Annotated in this window: 15 protein-coding genes, 2 tRNA genes and 1 rRNA gene; 15 read left to right on the top strand and 3 right to left on the bottom strand. The window is 59.0% G+C overall.

Annotated elements, in window-relative coordinates; genetic code table 11:
• Positions 1 to 46 precede the first annotated feature (46 nt).
• Together DWX25_RS06840 and DWX25_RS06835 are read left to right on the top strand one after the other, a co-directional pair.
• Positions 47 to 1012: a D-alanine--D-alanine ligase gene (locus DWX25_RS06840; protein WP_117798818.1), complete on the top strand. Its 966-nt coding sequence runs from the start codon at positions 47 to 49 to the stop codon at positions 1010 to 1012.
• Complete coding sequence (locus tag DWX25_RS06835) at positions 1006 to 3900, top strand: helicase C-terminal domain-containing protein (protein WP_117798817.1); 2895 nt, start codon at positions 1006 to 1008, stop codon at positions 3898 to 3900. Before DWX25_RS06840 ends, DWX25_RS06835 begins: the two co-directional genes overlap by 7 nt.
• On the opposite strand, the gene DWX25_RS06830 is transcribed toward DWX25_RS06835, so the two are convergent.
• Together DWX25_RS06830 and DWX25_RS06825 are read right to left on the bottom strand one after the other, a co-directional pair.
• The gene (locus DWX25_RS06830) at positions 3897 to 4814 is read right to left on the bottom strand and encodes a YafY family protein (RefSeq protein ID WP_117763249.1); all 918 of its coding nucleotides are present in this window, start codon (positions 4812 to 4814) and stop codon (positions 3897 to 3899) included. The two genes, DWX25_RS06835 and DWX25_RS06830, sit on opposite strands and share 4 nt — an antisense overlap.
• Positions 4801 to 5823 carry a YafY family protein gene (locus tag DWX25_RS06825; RefSeq protein WP_117763248.1) on the bottom strand — a complete coding sequence of 341 codons (1023 nt, stop codon included), beginning with the start codon at positions 5821 to 5823 and terminating at the stop codon, positions 4801 to 4803. Before DWX25_RS06825 ends, DWX25_RS06830 begins: the two co-directional genes overlap by 14 nt.
• Before the next feature lie 198 nt (positions 5824 to 6021).
• Here DWX25_RS06825 and DWX25_RS06820 point away from each other — a divergent pair, with 198 nt between their 5' ends.
• Positions 6022 to 9219 (top strand): hypothetical protein, encoded by a 3198-nt coding sequence (locus DWX25_RS06820; protein WP_117763247.1) that lies wholly within the window; start codon positions 6022 to 6024, stop codon positions 9217 to 9219.
• Positions 9220 to 9240: 21 nt separating this feature from the next.
• Positions 9241 to 9459: a hypothetical protein gene (locus DWX25_RS06815; protein WP_117743380.1), complete on the top strand. Its 219-nt coding sequence runs from the start codon at positions 9241 to 9243 to the stop codon at positions 9457 to 9459.
• A 66-nt stretch (positions 9460 to 9525) separates the two neighbouring features.
• Here the strand turns inward: DWX25_RS06815 and DWX25_RS06810 are convergent, their stop codons facing one another.
• On the bottom strand, positions 9526 to 12957 hold the full coding sequence (locus DWX25_RS06810; protein ID WP_117798816.1) for a SpaA isopeptide-forming pilin-related protein: 3432 nt from the start codon (positions 12955 to 12957) through the stop codon (positions 9526 to 9528).
• Positions 12958 to 13254: 297 nt separating this feature from the next.
• On the opposite strand from DWX25_RS06810, the gene DWX25_RS06805 reads away from it, so the two are divergent.
• The 11 genes from DWX25_RS06805 to DWX25_RS06755 form a co-directional block, all read left to right on the top strand.
• Positions 13255 to 13329, top strand: a tRNA-Gly gene (locus DWX25_RS06805).
• Positions 13330 to 13884: 555 nt separating this feature from the next.
• Positions 13885 to 15231 carry an adenylosuccinate lyase gene (gene purB / locus DWX25_RS06800; protein WP_055251306.1) on the top strand — a complete coding sequence of 449 codons (1347 nt, stop codon included), beginning with the start codon at positions 13885 to 13887 and terminating at the stop codon, positions 15229 to 15231.
• 128 nt (positions 15232 to 15359) lie between these two features.
• Positions 15360 to 15623, top strand: coding sequence for a TIGR03905 family TSCPD domain-containing protein (locus tag DWX25_RS06795; protein WP_117629999.1), 264 nt, complete (start codon positions 15360 to 15362; stop codon positions 15621 to 15623).
• Entirely contained in the window at positions 15623 to 16834 is a 1212-nt protein-coding gene (locus DWX25_RS06790) for a twin-arginine translocation signal domain-containing protein (protein WP_117734829.1), read from the top strand. The genes DWX25_RS06795 and DWX25_RS06790 overlap by 1 nt, the downstream gene beginning before the upstream one ends.
• 152 nt (positions 16835 to 16986) lie before the next feature.
• The gene (locus DWX25_RS06785) at positions 16987 to 17709 is read left to right on the top strand and encodes a response regulator transcription factor (protein ID WP_117734830.1); all 723 of its coding nucleotides are present in this window, start codon (positions 16987 to 16989) and stop codon (positions 17707 to 17709) included.
• A gap of 11 nt (positions 17710 to 17720) precedes the next feature.
• Complete coding sequence (locus tag DWX25_RS06780) at positions 17721 to 19286, top strand: cell wall metabolism sensor histidine kinase WalK (protein ID WP_117734831.1); 1566 nt, start codon at positions 17721 to 17723, stop codon at positions 19284 to 19286.
• A gap of 118 nt (positions 19287 to 19404) precedes the next feature.
• Positions 19405 to 20283, top strand: coding sequence for a phosphoribosylaminoimidazolesuccinocarboxamide synthase (locus DWX25_RS06775; protein ID WP_117798815.1), 879 nt, complete (start codon positions 19405 to 19407; stop codon positions 20281 to 20283).
• Entirely contained in the window at positions 20284 to 20859 is a 576-nt protein-coding gene (locus tag DWX25_RS06770; RefSeq protein WP_117734833.1) for a hypothetical protein, read from the top strand. It begins immediately after the preceding gene.
• An 89-nt stretch (positions 20860 to 20948) separates the two neighbouring features.
• The gene (locus tag DWX25_RS06765) at positions 20949 to 22229 is read left to right on the top strand and encodes an aminopeptidase (protein WP_117798814.1); all 1281 of its coding nucleotides are present in this window, start codon (positions 20949 to 20951) and stop codon (positions 22227 to 22229) included.
• A gap of 28 nt (positions 22230 to 22257) precedes the next feature.
• Positions 22258 to 22333: transfer RNA gene (locus DWX25_RS06760), tRNA-Lys, on the top strand.
• 949 nt (positions 22334 to 23282) lie between these two features.
• A 16S ribosomal RNA gene (locus DWX25_RS06755) occupies positions 23283 to 23376 on the top strand; the annotation flags it as partial.

Here is a 23376-nt window from a genome sequence, read left to right as displayed (position 1 = left end):
TACAATATGGTATCAGCTGCAGAAATTATAGAGGAGGGGTCTGCCCATGCCGGGTAAAAGCCTAGAGAACATGCACGTAGCGGTCTTGGCGGGCGGTCATTCCGCCGAGCGCGAGATCTCGCTCAACTCGGGAAAGAACGTCGTGGCGGCACTGAAGGAAGCCGGCTACACCTCGGTGGAGCTGCTCGACACCGCCGCCGATGACTTTATGGTAACCATGGCGACCGGCGGTTTCGATGTGGCATTTATCGCCATGCACGGCGCCGGCGGTGAGGATGGCGCCATGCAGGGTGCCATGGAGACCCTGGGTATCCCCTACACGGCCTCGGGCGTGCTTGCCAGCGCCTGCGGTGCCGACAAGGAGGTCTCTAAGCTCCTGTACGCCAAGGCGGGCATTCCCATTGCCCCCGGCCTCGCGCTCGAGGTGGGCGATGAAGTCGATACCGATCATATCGTCGAGGTTTGTGGCGAGCGCTGCTTTGTGAAGCCGGCCGTCAACGGTTCCAGCTATGGCATTTCCCTGGTCCATGAGTCCTCCGAGCTGCCCGCGGCAATCGCCAAGGCGTTTGAGTACGGCGACAAAGTGCTGATCGAGAAGTGCATCGAGGGTACCGAGATCACCGTCGGCGTATACGGTGAGGACGACGTGCGCGCCCTGCCGATCGTCGAGATTCGTAAGCCCGAGGACTGCGAGTTCTACGACTTGGACGTAAAGTACGTCGATCCCACTGACATCCATCGTATTCCGGCGCATATCTCGCCCGAAAACTATGCGCGTGCCCAGGAACTTGCCTGTGCGGCCCATAGGGCACTCGGTTGCTTGGGCATCTCGCGCAGCGATTTTATCGTGAGCGAGGACGGCCCCGTCATTCTCGAGACCAACACCATCCCCGGCATGACCGATACGTCACTGTATCCTGACGAGATTCGCCATACCGACGACATGACGTTCCCGCAGGTGTGCGACAGCCTAATCCGTATGGGTCTCCGTCGAGCGGGCGTTGCATGCTAATCGAGGACGCTGTATCTCCTGGAACGCCACAGTTTGTCATCGACTCCTATGCCACGCTTGCAGAACGCGCAAAGACACAATCGTTTGGCCTCATCGAAGAGGACGTTATCGTCCTCGATACCGAGACCACGGGTCTTTCGGTACAGGACAACGAGTTAATTGAGATTTCCGCGGCCCGTCTTTCGGGCCGCGAGATCATCGACCGCTTCGATACCTTCGTGCATCCCAAGCAGCTGATTCCCACCGAGATTACCGAGCTCACGAGCATTACAAATGCCGATGTGGCAGATGCCCCGTCGGCCGTTGAGGCCGTCGCCGCTCTCGCCGATTTTGTCGGTGGTTGCCCGGTGATCGCACATAACGCCACGTTCGACCGCTCGTTTATCGAGTCGGTCAAAGGCGGCGTCAACGTGAGCGATATTTGGATCGATTCGCTGGCGCTGTCGCGCATCGCGCTACCGCGCCTGGCCTCGCACAAGCTGTCTTTTATGGCCGATCTGTTTGGCTGTGACTCGGTATCACACCGTGCCAATGCCGACGTCGACGCCCTGTGTGGCGTATGGCGCGTGTTGCTCGTGGCGCTCACCGACTTGCCCCAGGGCCTCATGGCGCGCCTAGCCGACATGCACCCGGGTGTGCCTTGGTCCTATCGTCCTATCTTCTCATTCTTGGCGGGGCAGAACCCTGGCTCTATCTTCTCTCTCAGCGCCGCTCGTGCTGACGTTCTCAAGGCCGACCGCGCCGACGATCGGGTGGACGCCGACGAACTGCCGGTCCTCAAGATGCCGAGTCGTGAGGAGATTGAGGCAGACTATGCGCCGGGTGGCCTAGTCAATCGCATGTATCCCACCTACGAGCCGCGTGATGAGCAGATCGCGATGGCGCTCGAGGTCCGCGATGCGCTGGCCACGGGCACTCATCGTGTAATTGAGGCGGGCACAGGCGTCGGCAAATCGATGGCCTATCTGGTGCCTTTTGCCGAGGCAGCACGCCGCAACAACATCACGGTTGGTATCGCGACTAAATCGAATAATCTCGCCGACCAGCTCATGTATCATGAGCTGCCCAAACTTGCCGAGCAGCTGGACGGAGGCCTATCGTTTTGCGCCCTCAAGGGCTATGACCACTATCCATGCTTGCGCAAGCTTGAGCGCATGAGCCGCGGCCAAGTCGAAATTACGACTAAGCGTGATCCTGCCGATACGCTTACGGCAGTCGCGGTCATCATGGCGTACGTCTGCCAATCAGCCGATGGCGACCTCGACTCGCTCGGCATTCGGTGGCGCAGCGTCAACCGCCCCGACTTTACGACGGCTTCGCGCGAGTGTGTTCGTCGCCTCTGCCCGTTTTTCCCTGATAAATGTTTGGTCCACGGCGCTCGCCGTCGTGCGGCGCATGCCGATGTGGTGGTCACCAACCATTCCCTGCTGTTCCGCAATGTCGCGGCCGAAGGCAGGATTTTGCCTCCGATTCGTCATTGGGTAATCGACGAGGCCCATTCCATCGAGCACGAGGCTCGCCGTCAGTGGGCGCGCGTGGTGTCGGCGGATGAATCACGCGTTCTGTTTGAGCGCCTGGGCGGCTCGAGCACCGGCGCGCTAAGCCAGGTTTCCCGTGATTTGGCAACCTCCGAGGGCTCTACGCTCTATCTGGGCCTTACTGCCAAAGCGACCTCGACGGTTTCGCGTGCGAGCATGGCGATCGCCGACGTGTTTGATGGCGTTCGCGAGCTCGGCCGCCGTGCCCGTGGGGGTTATGACAATGCCAATCTATGGATTGGCCCCGAGCTGCGCGAATCTGACGACTGGCATGATTTCTTGCAGTCGGCCTACACTGCCATCGACGCATTGGAACAAGCTGACAAGAGCGTCGACGCGCTGGTACAAGCCGTCGCCGCCGACAAGCCCGAGGTTGTTGTCGACCTGGGTGAAATCTCGCGCCGCCTGCACGAGCTGGCCGAGAACCTCAAGCTCATCATTGACGGTACCGATGAGCACTACGTGTATTCGTTGCAAGTCAATTGCAGGCTGCGTGCCGGCGGCGAGTCGATGACCGCGGAGCGTATCGATATTGGCGAGGCCTTGGCAACCGAGTGGCTGCCCGAGGTCCACACGGCTATCTTTGCATCGGCGACCATGACGGTTTCCAAGAGCTTTGAGCACTTTAACCACGCCGTCGGCCTCGATCGCATCAGTGCCTCGATATCCTCATCGCTGCACTTGGACTCGAGCTACGACTTCGATTCGAACATGGCTGTAGTCGTTGCGGGCGATATCCCCGATCCGCGCGATCGTGAGAGCTATCTTACGGCGCTCGAGCGTGTGCTGATCGACGCGCATCTTGCCATGGGCGGCTCGGTGCTCACGCTGTTCACCAATCGGCGCGACATGGAAGACCTATACGCCCGCGTTGAGCCCAAGATGGCCCGTGCGGGTCTGGAACTCAACTGCCAGCAGCGCAACTCATCTCCTCGCCGTCTGCGCGATCGCTTTATCAACGAACCGACCTCGTCACTCTTTGCGCTTAAGGCCTTTTGGGAAGGGTTTGACGCCAGCGGCGAGACGCTGCGCTGTGTCATCATTCCCAAGCTGCCGTTCTCGAGCCCCACAGACCCGCTCTCATGCGAGCGCAATCTGCGCGAAGATCGCGCTTGGGCGCGCTATTCGCTGCCCGAGGCGGTGCTTGAAGTCAAGCAGGCAGCCGGTCGCCTTATCCGCTCATCGACCGATTGCGGCGTACTCATCTTGGCCGACCCGCGCCTGGTGACGAAGGGCTACGGCAAGAAATTCTTAACGTCGCTGCCCACGAGTTCCTATCAGCGCATCGAATCGGCACAAATCGGGCACTATCTACAGCTGTGGCGCGCACGCCACGAACGGCGCCGCTAAAGCGGACAGACGAGGGATTTTGCCATATCGCACAGACGCTCTGACAGGGCGGGGTCATCCAAGATGCGGATGGCCCCGCCCGCTGCGATTACCTGGCTCAGTAGCCAACGCTCGGAGCCATAATGCACGGTTAGCGTTGCCGTGTCTGCCCCGCCGCGCTCGATGAGGGTGACGCCGGCCCAGTCCAGATGCTCCGCCATATCGAATGGCATCAAGAGCTTTGCGCTACGCTGCGTCCGGGCAAGGGAATCGTGGAGGGATGCAACGTCCGGTGCGTGAGGCACGACGGAGTCTTCCGTCAGGGCGAGTCCCTCGATTTTATCCATGCGATAGGTGCGCTGCTCATCGACCGCGATGTCCCAGGCAATCAGGTATGTTTGGTCGCCGTTTGCCGTAATGCGCAAGGGGTCGACCAGACGCTCGCGTGGCCGTGCATCGTCCATCGAGCGATACGAGATACGACAGCGAACGCCGTCCTGAATGGCGCAGCTCAGCTGCTGCCAGTGCGACCCGCGGTTGACGGTGTCAAAGACGCGCTGGTTATAGCCGAGCTCTTCGGGTAGAAGAGCAGATCGAATCCGAGCCGCCGTCTGCGGCTCGATCCCCAACGATTCAAGTTCATGGTTGAGCACAGCGCCCTCGGCGGCACTCAGGCGCAGCGGTAACACACGCCCGGCGTCACCGGTGAGGACCACACGCTCGCCGTGGCATTCGCAGATGATGCGCGCACCCGATTCTCGATCAGCGAGTGTCGAGACGATCTCGAGAATCTCGTCGAGCGACACCCCCGTGATGTTAAAGCGACTGCAAATCTCGGTTCGAGTCATGCCGTTCTCGCCGGCGGCGTAGAGGGCCTCCATGATGTCGATGGCGCGCGAGAGCCTCTGCTCGCTGGTGAGTTTACGCACGGGCATGCTCGTGCACCGTCCTTTCAATGAGGTGGTTCCACGCCTGTTTGAGCGATTTGGGGGCCACGGGCCTCATGCCGTCCATGGCGTGGGCCATGCAAAATGAAGCGGCGGCTTCAAGGTCGCGCACGTCAACGGTCCAGGTCCATCCCAAATCGGTGTGTGCGAGCTCGCCGCGCCCGCGCGTGAGACCGTTGATCATATCGATCTGCGTCTGAGGGGCGAACGAGAACGTAGCTGCAACGGGCGGTCGGTCGGCAAAATCGAACTCAAAGAATAAGTAATCGTTGAGGTTGAAGTCCGCAGGGATGGCGTAGGCCTTCGAAGGACGCCAAGCGCGAACGATACGGTCGCAGCGGAATGTCCTGATGTCGTCGGTGACATTGTCGAGGCCGCAGAAGTACGCCACGCCCTCGCGCTCGAACATGCCGTAGACGCAAACGGTCCGCTCGCGTTGCTCGCCGCGTCCGTTTTGGTACAAAAAGCGCAGCGCGCAACGCTCGGCAAAGGCACTCCATACCGCATCGACGGCGGGAGAGCGGCGGATCGGTGCTTCGTCCACCGCCGTCCCACCGGTGAGGTAGGCAATTTTGGAGCGAATATCGGCAAGCGGCGCGGCAAAGGTGGAAGAGCCGGCCGCTAGCGTCTGGTCGATGGCGTTGAGTAGGATGTCGGCGTCGCCTGCGGTGATGAGGCCACCTGCGGCAAACGTGTGCTCGCGGTCGATTGTCCACGAGCTTTCCTCGGTCTCCTGCGCACCGGCGGGGCGAACCTCCTTGATTAAGATGCCACGCTCGAGCAGTTTGTCACGATCGCGCCGAAACTTGCGCTTATCCGAGTCGATGTTGCCCGAGCCATATCCCAGGTCAGAATCCAAGACGATCTGCTCGGTCGTCAGCGGTTCGGGGGAGCTGTTGAGCACAAAGAAAAGATTGAGGATGCGCTGAGCCGTTTTATCGAAACTGGGCTCCGAATTCCCCTTTTTAATTGTCGCGGTCGTGTCGCTTGCCGTCATAGAGTCCTCGCATGAGAAGGTGGTTTGCTGCCATGATTTTAGTCCGATATGGAGATTAGGCTATATCCTTGTCCGCTCGGGGCGTTAAGATGGCCCGAATTCGGTCGTTTGCGCTCGCTCGGGGTATACTTTCGACTATATACGGTTCTAATGTGCATGCATTGGGCCTATTTGTCGGATTATGGATGTGGAGCGCACATGGCGAACACCCAGAACTATATTAACCACCTGCTGCAGAACACCGGCATTACGCCGGCATGCAGTGAAGAAGAGCGCTTGGCTGCCGAGGATATCGCTCAGATCTTCCGCAACCACGGCTTTGATCCCGAGGTTCAGGAGTTCAATGCCCCGGCGCCCAGTAGGTTGGCATTTGCCGTTACCGGTATTCTTGCGTTTGCCGGCGCCCTGCTGATGGGCATCGGCGGCGGTATCGGCTTGGTCGGCACCTTGCTGGCCATTGTCGGTGCCGTGCTCTACGTGCTCGAGCGCACGGGCCACCCCGTGGTTTCGCGCCTGGGCAAGACGGGCGTGAGCCAAAATGTCATCGCCTACCACAAGGCCTCGGGCCCGCTTGCGTCTCCGCGCAACCGCCCGGTGGTCGTTGTCGCACACTACGACTCTCCCCGCGCTGAGCTGCTTGCCCGCGAGCCTTATGCTTCGTATCGTGCGCTCATCGCCAAGTTGTTGCCCGTTGCCACGGTTGCCCCCGCTGCCGTTGCCATCCTGCGTATCCTGCCGCTCCCCGGCGCGCTCAAGGTTCTGCTGTGGATTGTCGCGATCCTCGCTTCCCTCGTTGCACTTGCCAACGCGGCAAACATCATCTCTAACCGCCACATTCTTCCCTATACGTCCGGCGCGGTGTGCAACAAGTCTTCTGTCGCCGCTATGCTCGGCGTTATGGACAACGTTGCTCCCTTCCAGGGCGAAAACGAGTTTCCCGACGATGCTCCGTTCGATACCTATTTTGGGGAGCAAAAGCGTCGTGCCGAGGAAATGGCGCGCGCAGCGGCGGAGTATGCCGCGGCCCAGCAGCAAAACGACTACGGCAACACCATCGAGTATGAAGAGCCCACCTACGCCGAGGACGAGTTCGGTCAGCCGATTGCTCCCGACGCTCAGGCCGAGCCCGAACAGGGTGAGGCTTTCGACGAGCAGATCGAGGGCTTTGAGGGTGCGTCTGCCGACGAGACGCTGATTGGCGCCATTGTGCCCGAGGATCAGAATCAGGCTGTCCAGGCCGAAGAGTTCAATGACGAGGTTCCCGCTGTCGAGCCGGCGGAGGAGCCTGTCGCGCCCGACCCCGAGCCCAAGCTCTATCGCAATGCCGCCGGCAACATCCGTTTTGGTTCGGATGCCATCCGTGCTCTCGGAATGCTTCCCGAGTCCTGCACGCTCGATTACGAGGAGGGCGAGGAGCCGACGTTTGAGTCCGAGCCTGTCCCCGTCGTGACTGCGCCTGCGCCCGTTGCCACCGTGGATGATGAGTCTGCCGCGGTTGCCGCTGCCGTTGCCGAGCCCGAGGCAGTGTCCGCGATCGATCCCGCTGCAGGACTGGACGTTTTGGCTCCCGCCGCGCCGGCGCAAGACGTTGCGGACGAGTCTGACGACGATTACGTTGAACAGCCGAGGCTCGTGTCTTACGAGAGCGATACTGATTTCTCAGCCGAGATTCCCGCGGCAACGCCCCATGCCGATATCGCATCCGCGTTCTCTTCGATTGGCGCCAGCGCTTCCAACTTCTTTAAGAGTGCGCTTGCAAAGGGCAAGAAATTTGTCGACGATTTCGAGGAGAAGCGCGCTGCCGCACGCGAGGCTGCCGAGCAGGAGGCTATCGCTCAGCAGCAGGCAGCCGAGGCGGCACGTGAGCTCGCGGCGCAAGAGTTCGAGCAGAACGAGGCTATGCAGTCCGTGCCCGTCGATGCCGCCGAAGCTACAACGTCCTTTGAGTCCCAGCAGCCGACGTCCGCGGATATTGTTGAGGCGACAACGTCTTTCGAGGCTCAACAGCACGTCGATAGCACCATGTCGTTTGATGCCGCGCAGTTCGATTCCACGATAACGTTTGAAAAGCAAGGCACCGCGATTGCCGAGCCCCTTCCTGTTTCCGATGAGCAGGGCGATGCGGCAGACGATGACGAGCCTATTGATGCTGCCGAAATCCAAGATGCCGCCGAGGACGAGCCCGTCGAGGCCAACTCTGACGAAGAGCAATACGCGACAGCCGAGCAAGATGATTCGACCGAGGTCGAGCAGGAAGAAGTGCCTGCGGTTTCCGAGGCTCCCGAGATAGATGAGTCGAGGCCTTACTCCACGCAGATTTTCACCATGCCGACCCCGAGTGGTTCCGGTGCCACGGTTGCCGATGTTGCTCCCACCCAGGACGAAACGGTCGATTCCCTTATGGCCCAGATTTCCTCCCAGGCATCGCCGCGTCCGCAGATGAATGTTCCTGATCCGGCGTCGGCTCCGTCGCCTGCACCTTCCTCGTCTCCGTTGGCTTCGGTCCCCGATCCGTCGCTGCCGTCGATGAAGCAGGCAAACGTTGCGTCTCGCACGTCGCTGTTCGACCTTCCCGACCCCTCCGCACAGGCCAACGACCCCTTTGCTACCGCTCAGGGTCCCGAACCCACATCGGCACCCGTTGCGCCTCCTATGCCCGTTGCGTCGGGCGCTCAGCCGATCGAGACCATTTCGGCTCCCGCCCCGGCGGCACCCAAGTCTCGCAAGCGCGGCCTGGGCGGCCTGTTCGGTCGTAAAAAGAAAAACGAACAGGACAGCATGAGTGATTGGCTGGGCGTCGAAGACGATTACGATGCCAAGAAGTCCGGTCGCGGCATCGGTTCGTGGGATAATTTCGAGGACGATAACGATGGCTGGAAGGGCGGCGCTACGTCTTCCGACGGCGCTTCTTCTGAAGATATGCTCTCGGCTGTCGCCTCTATGGGCGATGATGAGCTGCTCGGTCACGATATCTGGTTTGTGGCAACGGGCGCCTCGGATTGTGATGGCGCCGGTATGAAGGCCTTCTTGGCTTCGCATCGCGATAAGCTCCGCGGTGTATTCTTCATCAATCTTGAATCCGTCGGCGCCGGTAGGCTTTCGGTGGTGACGATTGAGGGCGAACAGCAGCTGCTCAAGGGCGATCGCCGCATCATGAACCTGGTCAGCAAGGTGTGCAAGTCGTTCCATGTCGATTGTGGCGCGCTCGAGATGCCCTATGCCAAGACCGATGCCTACGCCGCGCTCGAGGCGAGCCGCCGAGCCCTCACCATCGCCGGCGTGGACGGCACGCGCCTGGCTTGCGCTCGTACCGAGGACGACCTGCCCCACAATGTCAACCCGACGAACATTGCCACGGTATCCGAGGTCGTGACCGAGGTTATCCGCCGTTCGTAGACGGAGCTCTAAGGAGTCAACGTGTTTTCGTATATTAAGCGCCATTGGCCTGTCTACGTGATTTTGACCTTGATCGCCATTGCGTTAGGATTTGGGGCTGCCTACATCGTGGGTGCGAAGGGCTCGACCCCCGCCTCCGCAATCAGCGAAGAGGTGGAGCAAGAACAGAGCACGGGTGCCGATGGGATTCCTGAGTCCGAGCAGGCAATCGTTGATGGTGGATCTTCGTCTGCAGGGTAGATACGGCGATTTAAATGATTGAAAGCGGGCGAGCCGGGGGACTGGCGCGCCCGCTTTTTCATCGCGCTAGCGCTTCTTTGGGATCGACCTAAGGCGAGCGAACCATATGGCTGCGGCACCCGAGGTCAGGAGCGCAGTGATGCAAGCGGCGATGGGAACTGATCCTGTTGCCGGTAGGTCCTGCGGTAGGGTACAGCGTTGAATGACGCGGTCCTCGTCATGTGACTCAAGTTTATCGCCGCCGCCGTTGCGGCAAAGATCGACGCGCGCGCTGTTGGTGAGTGCGGTTTGGGGCGTATAAGCCGACGTTGCCTGCATGTGCACGACTGCGCTCCGAGCGTCTGTGCCAAGGATTACTTTGGCATCGTCAAGGTCGTCGTGCTCATCTTTGAGATCATCATGGGTCCAGGAATCTGTATCGCTTCGAGTCGTAAAGTCGGCGGCTACCGCACCGTATTCAATGCGAATGCCCGTTACGATGGTATTGGATGCAAGGTCGAGTTCTTTCGCCTCGAGTGTGGTGGATTCTGTGGTCGAGACATCCGCCTTCCAGAGGTGCCAGCCGTCGTAATCGACGAGGCGGCAGTCCTCACCAAGGCTCTCCTTTACCTCGTCGGACTTAAGCCAAGGATTTTCGTGCCCATCGTCAAGTGTCGCGTTTGCCGTCTCATCGACGTCTGTCGAGTCCAACGGCGTCGTGCGATACCACACGTTGCACAGACCGTTGAGGTCGCCGATGGCGACGGGAGTTTCGATTGAGACGAATCTCGCCGTATCGTCCTCGGCACACTCAAGATCATCGGTAATCGTTAATTCATCAACCCAGGTAGCTGAATCGTTTCGAGCGTCGATGGTATAGGAGAAAAGTCCGTCCGTATTGGTTTGCGTTGCGGCGCGATTTTTACCATCGCCGTTGGCCAGCAGACCCTTCCCGATAGGTTGGACAATCTCCTGACGCTTGTCGACCTGTCCTTTGATCTCGATGGGCGCATCCTTCATCGCGACGGATTGGACTTCTCCCGTATCCTTTATTTCAAACGTTATCTCCTCGGCAAGGTCATAGGTCCGCGGAGACATCATTTCGCGCAACGAGTAGGTGCCGGGTGCAAGATGTTCGACGCGGTGCGGCTTGTCGGATGAGGTCCAGGAGTCTATTTCGGTTTTATCGGGACCATATAAGGTGAGCTGTGCACCTTCCACTTCCTGCTCACCACTTGCATCGACCTTGGAGATATCAACCTTGGTGTAATCGTTGGATACGTTAAGCCGTGCCTCCACAACGGGTGTTTTCTGGTCGGCATAAGTAAGGTCGACAATATGGGATGTCCGATCGAGTAAGAAGCCTGCCGGCGCTTGAGTCTCGACAACCTCGTAGCGCGCGGTACCAGATCCCAGCGGGAGGTCGTCCGCGCGTGCTTCTCCAGCTTCATCCGTCATGACAGTAGCGACAGTCTCACCGTCGAGCGCGGCAATGCTACCGTCGGGGCGCACGATATCACCCGAGGCGCGGATCTCAAAGATGGCGCCCGCGAGGCTGCTGCCGTCTACGGCATCGGTTTTAACGATCCTGATGTTTCCGGTCGCGGCGTGGTCATAATACGAGACGATTGCAACGGGCGTTAGGTTCATGTCGGCGGGTATGCTTACCTCGATCTCTTTGCCGACGAGATAGGGCTCTTTGGCCGAGGTTTCGCGTACATAATAGGTGCCCGGCACGAGCGATTCGGGCAGTGTGACGGTTCCGGTCGCGTCAGTCGTAAAGGTGTCCATTACGTTATGTGCTGGATACCAGCAAGTTTGTGAGACAGGTTCGTGATTGCTGTCGAGTAGTTGGAAGGTGAATCCGGCTAGTGGAACAGAAGCGCCTGCTTGGGCATCGCGTTTTACAATTTGGAGATGCGTCGACAGAGCGTGGTTGTCCACGATATATTGAAGCTCGGCGCCGTCGGAAATCTGATTGGCCTCGACGGTCCATTCCCCTGCCCGTTTAAAACCCTCGGGGACGGTTTCCGGAACCTCGCGAACCGTGTAGCCGGCGCGGTCGTATGGGATGGCTCCGTGGACACCGGCGGGTCGCTTGCCTGCGCCAAACCATGCTTCTGACTGATCTTTGGTTGAGGCAAAGCCATAGATGTTTGTGGTCAGTGTGCCAACAACCTGCTGAGAGCTGTTGCTGACAACCTCAAAGACAACACCTCCCGCCGGCTGCTCCAGGCCGGATTGGTCGCTATTGCCGTAGTCCTTGAATTTGGAAATCTCAAGGTCAAACGCAATGGGGATATCGGAAACGCGCGATTCGATCTCGACCACGCCTGAATCACCGAGCTGGTCGGCTCCAACGGTATAGGACCAGCTGTCGTTGGATGGCAGGTAGCCCTCGGGGGCTTTTGATTCATAGATGGTAAAGGTTCCTAGGGGGACATCGGTGAGGGTGGCTCGACCGCTTTCGTCGGTCGTGAGGATTTGCGCCCATCCGGGGGTTGATTGCGACACACACGTGAACTCTGCTCCTGCGAGTGAAGATCCCACCTGGGGGCCGGCATTCGTCGCGGCATCGAGTTTTACGATACACAGGTTGATGGTGCCGGGCTGTTCATCAATGGTGACCTGTCCACCGTCATTCCCCGTGGTAAAGGCGATGCGATCACGACGGGGGACATAGCCGGCCGGCGCCTTCGTTTCAACTAGGTAGTATGCCGTATTGGGCAGAAGTGCTGCCTGCGCTCGACCGTTGCCGTCCATCTGGATGGTGCCGACACGTGCGTCGCTGGCGCTCTCAAAAACATCGAATGTTGCCCCGTCAAACTGATAGGTATTGTTTCCGCTGGTAATAACGGTGTTCGCAGACTGCTTTTGGAAGGAAACAGAGACCGCCGGCAGTACATAGAGCATGTCTTGACGTTTGCTGCCGCCCGATACGGTTCCTAAATAGCGCCGCGCGCGGTGTGGAGCGGCTTTGATGCTTCCTGATTTTGCGTTGTCGTGGAGCCACCGCGCAGCCGCCACGACTTCATTGTCGGCGGTAAAGTGCCCACTCTTGGTTTTGCCCTGAGCGGTCGTGTAGGAGTAGGTGCCGTCGACATGGGTAGTGCCGTTGAGCATCCATACGGCAAGCTGGGTGGCGGCGCGGGCGCGATCTGGTGAAAGATGATAACCGCCAAACGACGTGGCGGTAGGATATCCGTGACAAACGATTGCCGCGAACTCGTCGTCGAGCCACACCCAGCCTTGATCAAAGTTGAGCCATGGGCCGCCCGGCTTGGTGGGCCCGGGGCGTTCCTGGTTCATGCAGTAGGCAATCGAGGCGTCCTGAGCTTCATATTTGCCGATGAAGAAGGGTCCACAATCATCGCTAATGGTGCGGAAGCCGAGCTGATCGTAGCCATCGACGGCAAATGCGGCTCCCGGTGCCAGGCAGCCGAAAAGCAGGAAGAGGAGTAGGAGCAGCGGACCTGTTGCGATTGCGCTGTGGACAGAGTGCGTGGGTGCGTTGGACATGGCTGCTCCTTATCCCTCGTGCGCCGCACGGGGAGGCTGCGGCGCGTAGGATGAGGCTACAGCCGAGGTTCATGCGGGTAAGTACCGGAGCCTGACCAAAAGCTTGCCCAATTCCTGACAAATTGAGCTCAAATACAACAATCAGACAAAAGCGCAGGTAGAAGATAGGGAGAACAGGAGGTCAAAGGTCCTCGTCTCCACAATTGATGTGATATTCAAACGAATCTCCACAGCTAAAACAAGCATCGCCACCCTTGTATCGAACAAGACAACCGCGTTATACTAGCCAACACACAAGCGGGCATCGCCAAGTGGTAAGGCATCAGCTTCCCAAGCTGACACTCGCGGGTTCGAGTCCCGTTGCCCGCTCCAGTTAAGAGCACAAGCACGGCACCATCACGGTGCCGTGCTTTTTTCAATAAAGTGCCGGGACTCGAACCCGACAGGGTGCGAGCGTAAAGCAAACGCGAAGCGTTTGTAGCGAGCAGGCGAAGGCGCCGACAGGCGCCTGAAGCCGGTGCGGATTTGCGAAGCAAATACGCGGACGTCCCGTTGCCCGCTCCCCCAGCAAAGGGAGACGCTGGGACACACGGCTCGACCGGGTCTCCTTCAGCGGTTCCGTGGACCGGAGCATGCCGACCGCAGCCGGTGCGGATTTGCGAAGCAAATACGCGGACGTCCCGTTGCCCGCTCCATCGAGCGTGGGAGACCTCGGGACGGCCAATTCAACAAAGCCTCCCCATCGTCTCCGTGAATCCGAGGAGATCGCCCACAGCCGGTGCGCGTCCGCGACGCGGGCGCGCGGACGTCCCGTTGCCCGCTCCAATTCCAAAATGTTAGGTTCATGCCTACTGTCCATACTCGCACCCGCGCACGGTACAATGGTTGGGTTACGACCAACGTGCCAATAACCAAAAAGGAGCCGCTATGATCGATCGCTATACCCGCCCGGAGATGGGACACATCTTCTCCCTCGAGAATAAGTACGCCATTTGGCAGGAGATCGAGGTCCTGGCCTGTGAGGCCCAGGCGGAGCTCGGCAAGATCGGCATTTCTAAAGACGAAGCCCAGTGGATCCGCGACCACGCCAACTTTGAGAAGGCAAAGGTCGACGAGATCGAGGAAGTCACGCGCCACGACGTTATTGCTTTCCTGACCAACATGAAGGAGTACATCGACGCCGATGTCCCCGAGGGCGACCCCAAGCCCAGCCGCTGGGTTCACTATGGCATGACCAGCTCCGACCTGGGCGATACGGCTCTGTGCTACCAGCTCACCCAGGCCTGTGACCTGATTATCGAGGACGTCAAAAAACTCGGCGAGATTTGCAAGCGCCGCGCCTTCGAGGAGCGCAACACGCTCTGTGCCGGTCGCACCCATGGCATCCATGCCGAGCCGATGACCTTCGGTATGAAGTTTGGCTCTTGGGCATGGGAGCTCAAGCGCGATCTGGATCGTCTTGAGGACGCCCGCAAGAACGTTGCCTTTGGCGCTATCTCGGGTGCCGTCGGTACCTATAGCTCCATCGAGCCGTTTGTCGAGGAATATGTCTGCGAGCACCTGGGTCTGGTTCACGATCCGCTGTCCACGCAGGTCATCAGCCGCGACCATCATGCCTACCTGGCCGGCGTCCTTGCCACTACAGCGGCCACCTGCGAGCGCATTGCTACCGAGGTCCGCAACCTGCAGAAGACCGATACGCTCGAGGCCGAGGAGCCTTTCCGCAAGGGCCAAAAGGGCAGCTCCGCCATGCCGCACAAGCGCAACCCCATCACCATGGAGAAGGTCTGTGGCCTGTCGCGCGTCGTGAAGTCCAATGCCCAGGTTGCCTTCGACAATGTCGCCCTGTGGCATGAGCGCGACATTTCGCACTCCTCTGCCGAGCGCGTCGCCCAGGCCGATAGCTTTATCGCACTCGACCACATGTTCCAGTGCCTTATCCGCGTTATCGACGGCCTGCAGCTGTATCCGGCTCGCATGATGGCCAACCTCAACAAGACTCGCGGCCTCATCTTCTCCTCCAAGGTCCTGCTGGCCCTCGTCGATACGGGCATCACCCGCGAGGATGCCTATGCCATCGTGCAGGAAAACGCCATGGCTACCTGGCACGAGGTGCAGGATTGCGTCTCCGGTCCCACCTTTAAGGAGCGTCTCGAGGCCGACCCGCGCTGCACCGTCAGCCAGGAGAAGCTCGACGAGATCTTTGATCCGTGGGACTTCCTCACCCGTATCGACACGGTCTTCGATCGCCTGGAGCAGCTGAGCTTCGAGTAGGTTCGGGCATAACGTTAGCTTTTTAGGGCGCTTTGCTGGTAATGTGTGTTGCCGGCAAAGCGCCTCGTTGCATTTAGGGAAAGACGGGGATAATAGTCGTCTCGAATAACATTCTGAGAGAGGATCGCATGATTTCGTTTGATTACAAGCCTCAGGGCGTGTGTGCTCGCAATATTCACCTTGACCTGTCCGATGACGGCAACAAGGTGGTGGGCGTCGAGTTTACCGGTGGCTGCAACGGCAATCTCAAGGCTATCTCCAAGCTGGTCGAGGGCGCTCCTGCCGATCGCGTCATCGAGGTTCTCGCTGGTAATACCTGCGGTATGAAGAAGACTTCTTGCGCCGATCAGCTCACGCGCGCTATCGAGGCCGCTCGCGCCGAGATCGCCTAATGAGTATCGCCGACCAGATCAAGAACGGAATATCGCGCCGCGGCTTTGTGCTCGGAGGGGCTGCCGCGGGCGCTGCCACGGTGCTTGCCGGATGCTCAAAGAAAACGGGTACCAGCGACGACGCTGCCGGCGAGCCACAGGTTATCAAAGACGACTCAAAGATTGTCTCGATTACGGATGAGTACGAAGCTGTTGATATCGATCTTGAGCCTGCGGCCTCGTGGACGCTGCCGCTGGGCACGCTACTGTACTACTGCGATGGTGACTACGCTGCCGCGATGATGGCGCCTGCTTCTGCCCTGCATGCCAATACGCTTGGTGTGCTCAACCTGGGCGATGGCTCGCTCACGACGCTTATCGAGGATCCCGTCGAAGGTACGGGATATTCGTTTTACGATGTCCGCGCCGGCGATGGCGTGTTTGCTTGGGTCGAGATGAACTTTGCGAACTCGTCATGGAAGCTCTATGCGCAAAGTATGGCAGGCGCGTCGCTTGTCGGCGATGTGGTTGAGCTCGACCGAGGCGGCAAGGACTACGATCCGCCGATGTTTACGGCGTTCGAATCGTCTGTCATTTGGTACAAGATGCCCTCAACGGGCGGAAATAAGACGAGTAGCGATTCGTATTGCTACCGCCGTTCGCTCGATGAGGCAAAGGTCGAGACCATTTGGAAGTCAACGGGTCGCTTTGCATCTGCCCCGCGCGTGAGTGACGGTATCTTGACCATATCCCCGCGCGTGCGCAATGACGAGGGTGTCTACTACGGCATGACGGCGATTGACCTGACGGACGGCAACAATACCAAAAGGGCTCAGCTGGTCCTTCCCTCCTCGGTGTCTCCCTTTGAGGCCGTATATATGGGTGACACATTTGTGTTCTCCATCGAGGCGACCTATAACGGCGTGGGAAGTCTTGGAAACATGGGCACCTATATTGGCAACGAGAACGGGACCTTCCTATTCCTGTCGCGTGAGCCGCTTGCATGTGCTGCCGGCAGGAAGAACAAATATCTGGTTAAGGTTCAGGCATCGCATTTTCTGATCGATACCTCCGCCAAAACCTATGGCTCGCTGCTGTCGCCCGACCGCGCCCTTGAATATGGCGATTATCCAGCTACGGCGGGTAAATCGAATACGTTTTTGACCTATGCCACGGTACGCAACAGCCAGGGAATCCCCGAGACGGTCACTGCCCGCCTATTCTCTCTTTAGTACCGAGGGGTTAAAAAGGCGCCAACGGGGGAATAAACGCGTTGTAATTGTGAGTACCGCCCGCCGAGCCGCCGCACTGCAGCGGTGCTCGGTGGGCATAGGTGCGTTAAAATGGGCTTGTTCTTAGCTAATTGAGACAGGGGGGCCGTGTTATGGCTTCAGATGCAAAAAAGATTCTGCTGGTCGAGGATGAGAAGGCAATCCGTGACGCTGTCGCTGCCTATCTCGAGCGCGAGGGCTATTGGGTTGTGGGCGTGGGCGACGGCCAGTCTGCTATCGAGGAGTTCGAGAAGCATCAGTTCGACCTGGTCGTGCTCGACCTCATGCTCCCTAAGATTCCCGGCGAGCGCGTTTGCCGCACCATTCGCGACACCTCGGATGTGCCTATTATCATGCTTACCGCCAAGGGCGAGATCGAGGACCGTATTATCGGCCTCGAGCTCGGAGCCGACGACTATCTGATCAAGCCGTTCTCGCCGCGCGAGCTTGTTGCGCGCGTTCGCGCTCTGTTCCGCCGTGCCCATCAGGCCGACGAGCCCGCCGTCGAGGTACTCGACTTCGGCGATCTGGTCATCGATATCTCGGGCCACAAGATTTTGGTCGAGAACAAGGAAGTGGACCTGACCGCTTCCGAGTTTAAGCTGCTCACCACGCTTGCTCGTCATCCCGGTCGTGTCTACAACCGTATGGAGCTGGTTGAGAAGGTTCTCGGCTACGACTTTGAGGGCTATGAGCGCACCATCGACAGCCACGTGAAGAACCTTCGCGCCAAGCTGGGCGACGACCCCAAGAAGCCTAAGTGGCTCTACACCGTCCACGGTGTTGGCTATCGCTTCGAGGCCCCGGCCAAGACCGATAAGGCGGACGAGAAATAGGGAAATCACATATGACACCTGCGCGCTTTGAAATCGGACAAAAGCACAAGCAGGAGAACGAGGCGGGTTCCAAAGCAAGTTGGAACACGCCTCGTTCCGATTCACGGCCAACGATGAGCTATCCCTCGCGTATGGCCCTGGCTTTTGCCCTGACGTCGCTCATGACGGTATTGGTGCTGGTGGGCGTTGTCTCCGTTGTATGGGGCACCGTCTTTTCGGATTACACGCGTTCCAATATCGTTGAGATCGCCAATTCTGCCGCCGAAAAGCTTGCGACGTCGTACGAGGAAAACGGCAATTGGACGGCGGGCGAGCTGCGCACGGTCGCGACATCGAGTTTGGTGTCCGACGATCTGGGCATGCAGGTCGTCAACAAAAAGGGTGTGATCGTTTATGACGACTCATGGCCTTCGGCAAGTGCGACCGCCGATGTGCGCGAGAGCGAATCGGCGTCGAGCAGCTCGAGCGGTAAAAAGGCCTCGCATAGCCCGGTTTCGTCGGCGCCCACCGACTCCGATAGTGTTGCCAACGTCGAAATCATAACGTCTTCCGGCGAGCATGTCGGACAGGTAAAGCTATGGGCCATCGGCTCCGACGCCCTGCTCACCAAGGCAGATTCTGCGTTTAGAGAGAAGACCTTTAACGCCATGGCCCTTGCCGCGGTTGTGGCAGTCTGCATCTCGGTCGTTATCGGATCGCTCATGTCGCGCATGCTCACCAAGCCGATTCATCGTATTACCAGCACGGCCAAGCAAATTCGCGATGGCGATCTATCCGCTCGCACGGGCTTGCGCGGCGATGACGAAATCGATCAGCTGGGTGAGACCTTTGACGAGATGGCCACCTCGCTCGAGAAGGATATGAAGCACGAAAAGCGCCTGACCTCGGATGTCGCGCACGAGCTTCGCACACCGCTTATGGCCATGCTTGCAACGGTCGAGGCCATGCAGGACGGCGTGTATCCCACCGATGATGAGCATTTGGAAACCGTTGCTTCCGAGACGCGTCGACTTGCCCGTCTGGTGCAGCAGATGCTCGACCTGTCGCGCATGGAAAACAGCACGGCGCCGCTCAACCTTGAGCAGGTGGACATGGTCCCCTTCGTGCGCTCCATCGTCAACGCTCAGGAGCGCCTGTTTGTCGACCGCGATCTGCGCTTGCGCTTTGCAGACGAGACCCAAGGTCACGATGATGTCGTCGAGGCCGACCCCGATATGATCACGCAATGCGTCATCAACCTCATGAGCAACGCCATGCGCTACACCCCCGAGGGCGGTTGGGTCGTGGTGTCGGTGCTCAGTGACCGCAAGCATGTCAGTATTGCCGTTTCGGATACCGGTATCGGCATTGCCAAGGACGATCTGTCGCGCATCTTCGGCCGTTTTTGGCGCGCTGATGCCAGCCGCGCCCGCGAAGCTGGCGGCCTGGGCGTTGGCCTCGCCGTGACCAAGCAGATCGTCGAGCGTCACCATGGCTACATATCCGTGGAGTCGGAGCTTGGAAAGGGTACGACTTTTACAATTCATCTGCCCCGCGAGCACACGGCGGACGCGGCATCTACTACAATGGAGCACTAGCTTTTCGCTATTCGGTGAAGGAGGAGCCGCGTCCCTGCCGCTCCGAGTTTGCGAAAACGTGTGGGAAAGAACCCGCATTTCTGTCGTATTTAGGTAAGGAGTGACTCACGTGACAACGATGGAGCGTCGTCCGGATTCCCGTGGCAAGGTTCGTGATATCTACGATGCCGGTGAAAACCTGCTGATGGTCGCCACCGACCGCATTTCTGCGTTCGACTTCATTCTTCCCGACGAGATTCCGTTTAAGGGAGAGGTGCTCAATCGCATCTCGGCGTTCTGGTTCGACAAGTTTGCCGATATCGTCCCCAACCATCTCGTCTCCATCGACCCGGCGGATTTCCCCGAGGAGTTTGCTGTGTATCGTGACTACCTCGCTGGCCGTGCCATGCTGGTTAAGAAGGCCCAGACGATTCCTATCGAGTGCATCGTCCGCGGCTATCTGACCGGTTCGGGCAAGAAGACCTACGACGAGAACGGCACCGTCTGCGGCATCCAGCTGCCTGAGGGCCTGACCGAGGCTTCCAAGCTTCCCGAGCCGCTGTTCACGCCGTCCACGAAGGCCGAGATCGGCGACCACGACGAGAACATTTCGTTCGAGCGTTGCTGCGAGATCGTGGGTGAGGACATCGCCGCGCAGATTCGCGACCTGTCCCTCAAGATTTACAAGGCCGCTGCCGAGTATGCCGCGACTCGAGGCATCATCATTGCCGACACCAAGTTCGAGTTTGGTGTCATCGATGGCAAGGTCACGCTGATCGATGAGTGCCTCACGCCCGACTCCAGCCGTTTCTGGCCTGCCGCCAGCTACGAGGAGGGCAAGATCCAGCCTAGCTACGACAAGCAATTCGTCCGCAATTGGCTCAAGGCCAACTGGGATATGACGGGGGAGACCCCGCACCTGCCCGCCGAGGTCATCGATGGCACGTCCGAGCGCTATCGCGAGGCCTTCCAGATCATCACGGGCTCCCAGTTCACAAGCATGAAGGAGAACGCGTAAGTGAGTACCCGCAGCGCCACGAACAAGCGCACGCAATCCCACGAGGTTACCGGGGTTGCGCGCAAGTCTGCCGCATCTGCTAAGCCCGCCCGCCAAGCAGCGAGCTCCGTTCGCGTCGTGCCGGCTTCGTCTAAGGCACGCCGCAAAGAGCTCGAGAAGGGTGAGAACCTCGAGGGCCTCTCTAAAGAGGAGAAGCGCGCCCGCAAGGCTAAGCAGCGCGCCAAGGAGGACCGCATCTATACGGTGTCGAATATCCTCCTCAAGCAGGATGAGGACTACACCAAGCGCCGTCGCATCTGGTGGGCCGTGCTCGCCATCGGTATGGTGCTCGTCGTGGCCATTTGGGCTTCGCTGTACTTCGCTCCCGCTGGCATGGTGTCCAGCCCCGTCCAGATGGTCGGCATCGTTTTGTCCTATGTCATCATTCTGGGTGACTTTATCTACGATTTCATTCGTATTCGTCCCCTGCGCAACATGTACCGCACGCAGGCCGAGGGCATGTCCGAGAACAAGCTCAACGCCCTTATCGAGCGCGCGGCTGCCGAGGAGGACAAGAAGGACTCCAAGAAGAAGTAGCGTTTGTATCCATACATATCGCTAAGATATAAGGCGCGTCGTTTTTGCGGCGCGCCTTTTTACTGTTCTATAGATAGATGGAGTGGCACATGATTCGAGCTGCCCTGACGGTTGAAGAAGCTCTGGAGGGCATGAAGGCCCTGGAGCCCAAGATTAAAAACTACGCTCGCCTGGTTGTCTGCAAGGGCGTAAACGTCAAGCCCGGCCAGGAAGTCGTCGTTCAGTCTCCGGTCGAGTGCGCGCCGTTTGCGCGCGTGGTGGTCGCGGAGGCCTATGCTGCCGGCGCCGGCCACGTGACGGTCATTTGGGCCGATGATGCCGTGACGAGGCTCACGTACGAGCATGTCGATAAAAGCTATTTTGAGCAGACGCCCGAGTGGAAGCGCCTGCAGCTGGATTCCCTGGCCCAGGACGGTGCCTGCTTTATCTTTATCGAGGGTGCGGATCCCGCAGCCCTCAAGGGCATCGATCCAGCCAAGCCGGCCGCGGCATCCAAGGCGAGGAATACGCAGTGCAAAGTTTTCCGCCGTGGGCTGGATTACAACATCAATCCGTGGTGCATCGCCGGCGCTCCGGTCGTGGCTTGGGCGCACGAGGTGTTCCCGGGAGACGCCGATGAGGTTGCAATCTATAAGCTGTGGAATGCGATTCTGCACACCGCTCGCGCCGATGGCCAGGACCCGGAGAGCGACTGGGAACTCCATGACGCCGCATTCGAAAAGAACCTGCGTTTCCTAAACGATAATCAATTTGATTGCCTGCACTACACCGCTTCGAACGGAACCGATCTGACGATTGGCATGACGAAAGGTCACGAGTGGGCCGGCGGCAAGGGCAAGACGCCCGATGGACATCCCTTCTTCCCCAACATTCCCACCGAGGAGGTCTTCACTTCGCCCGATCGCATGCGTGCCGACGGTATCGTGTATTCGGCCATGCCGCTCATCCACCACGGTAACAAGGTCGACGATTTTTGGATTAAGTTCGAGGGCGGCCGTGTGGTGGACTACGACGCCCGCGTGGGCAAGGCGACGCTTGCGAGCATCATCGATACCGATGAGGGCGCTGCTCATCTGGGAGAGGTCGCGCTCATTTCCAAGAACACGCCGATCCGCGAAAGTGGCGTTCTGTTCTACGATACGCTCTATGACGAGAACGCCAGCTGCCACCTTGCGCTGGGTGTCGGCTTCCCCGAGTGCATCGAGGGCGGGTATGACATGTCCAAGGAGGAGCTCCTGGAGCATGGCGTTAACGTCTCGAGCACGCATGTCGACTTTATGGTCGGCACGGACGACATCGATATTACGGGCATTACGCCTGATGGACGTGAAGTTGTGATTTTCCAGAACGGCCAATGGAGTTGGGAATAGACCCAGACCGTGGTACAATGCCACCTGCGGGCCGTTAGCTCAGCTGGCAGAGCAGGGGACTTTTAATCCCAAGGTCCAGGGTTCGAACCCCTGACGGCCCACCATAGAAAAGAAAAGCGACTGGCGGATGCCGGCCGCTTTTTTGTTGCCGGTACACGGGTTCGAACCCGTCGGGGCGCGGAGCTGAGTAAACGCGAGAGCGTTTGCCAGCGCAGCGCGCAAGGCGCGAAAGCGCCGCAGCGGCCGCCTGCGGAGCAGGCTGAACCCCTGACGGCCCACCATAGAAAAGAAAAGCGACTGGCGGATGCCGGCCGCTTTTTTGTTGCCGGTACACGGGTTCGAACCCGTCGGGGCGCGGAGCTGAGTAAACGCGAGAGCGTTTGCCAGCGCAGCGCGCGAGGCGAGAAAGCGCCGCAGCGGCCGCCTGCGGAGCAGGCTGAACCCCTGACGGCCCACCATAGAACAGAAAGCGATTGACTCCGGTTGGTCGCATTTTGTTGCCGAGCCACGGGTTCGAACCCGAACTTCTCTATATATAAGAACGCTTGGCGAACAAAACCTGCCTTTTACCGACGGGAAACAAATAGCTGATACTTTTGGAGTAAAGTGGCGCTCCAGAGATGACCGATGCCTTAACACCTATAAACCAGCTGGTCATCGCCAATATCAGAAGCTCTTGCTTCGAATACGGCCTCAGTGAAGCAACTGAGGGTTCTATTCATTTGTGAACAAAATATGGAGTGCGTGATTCCCGCCCCCGGGGCCCCTCCGGTCTGGCAATATATCTCCTTGCCGCGCGGCCCGGTCGAACCGGATGGACCGCGCAGGCGTGCACCTTGAGAACCGGATACTGCGAGGATGGACACATTCAGTGTCGCATCCGGGCAGACATCGAACCATTTGAAATGGTCTGACTTGGATTGTTTTTCGCAAGGCCGCCGAGAGGCGGCCCCGAGAAATTCCTTTTCCTATCAAACAGAACCATATGAATCGAACGGAACCGATCAGCGAAGAAGTTGTGAGGACCGGACGGGCTCGAAGCCCATACATTTTTGGACGGAGAGTTCGATCCTGGCTCAGGATGAACGCTGGCGGCGCGCCTAACACATGCAAGTCGAACGGCACCCCTCTCCGGAGGGAAGCGAGT

Origin of the sequence: Collinsella sp. AF18-8LB (genome assembly GCF_003459795.1) — a bacterium.
GTDB lineage: Bacteria > Actinomycetota > Coriobacteriia > Coriobacteriales > Coriobacteriaceae > Collinsella.
Note: the sequence above shows the minus strand (reverse complement) of the source record. Positions and strands in the feature narration are given on the sequence as shown.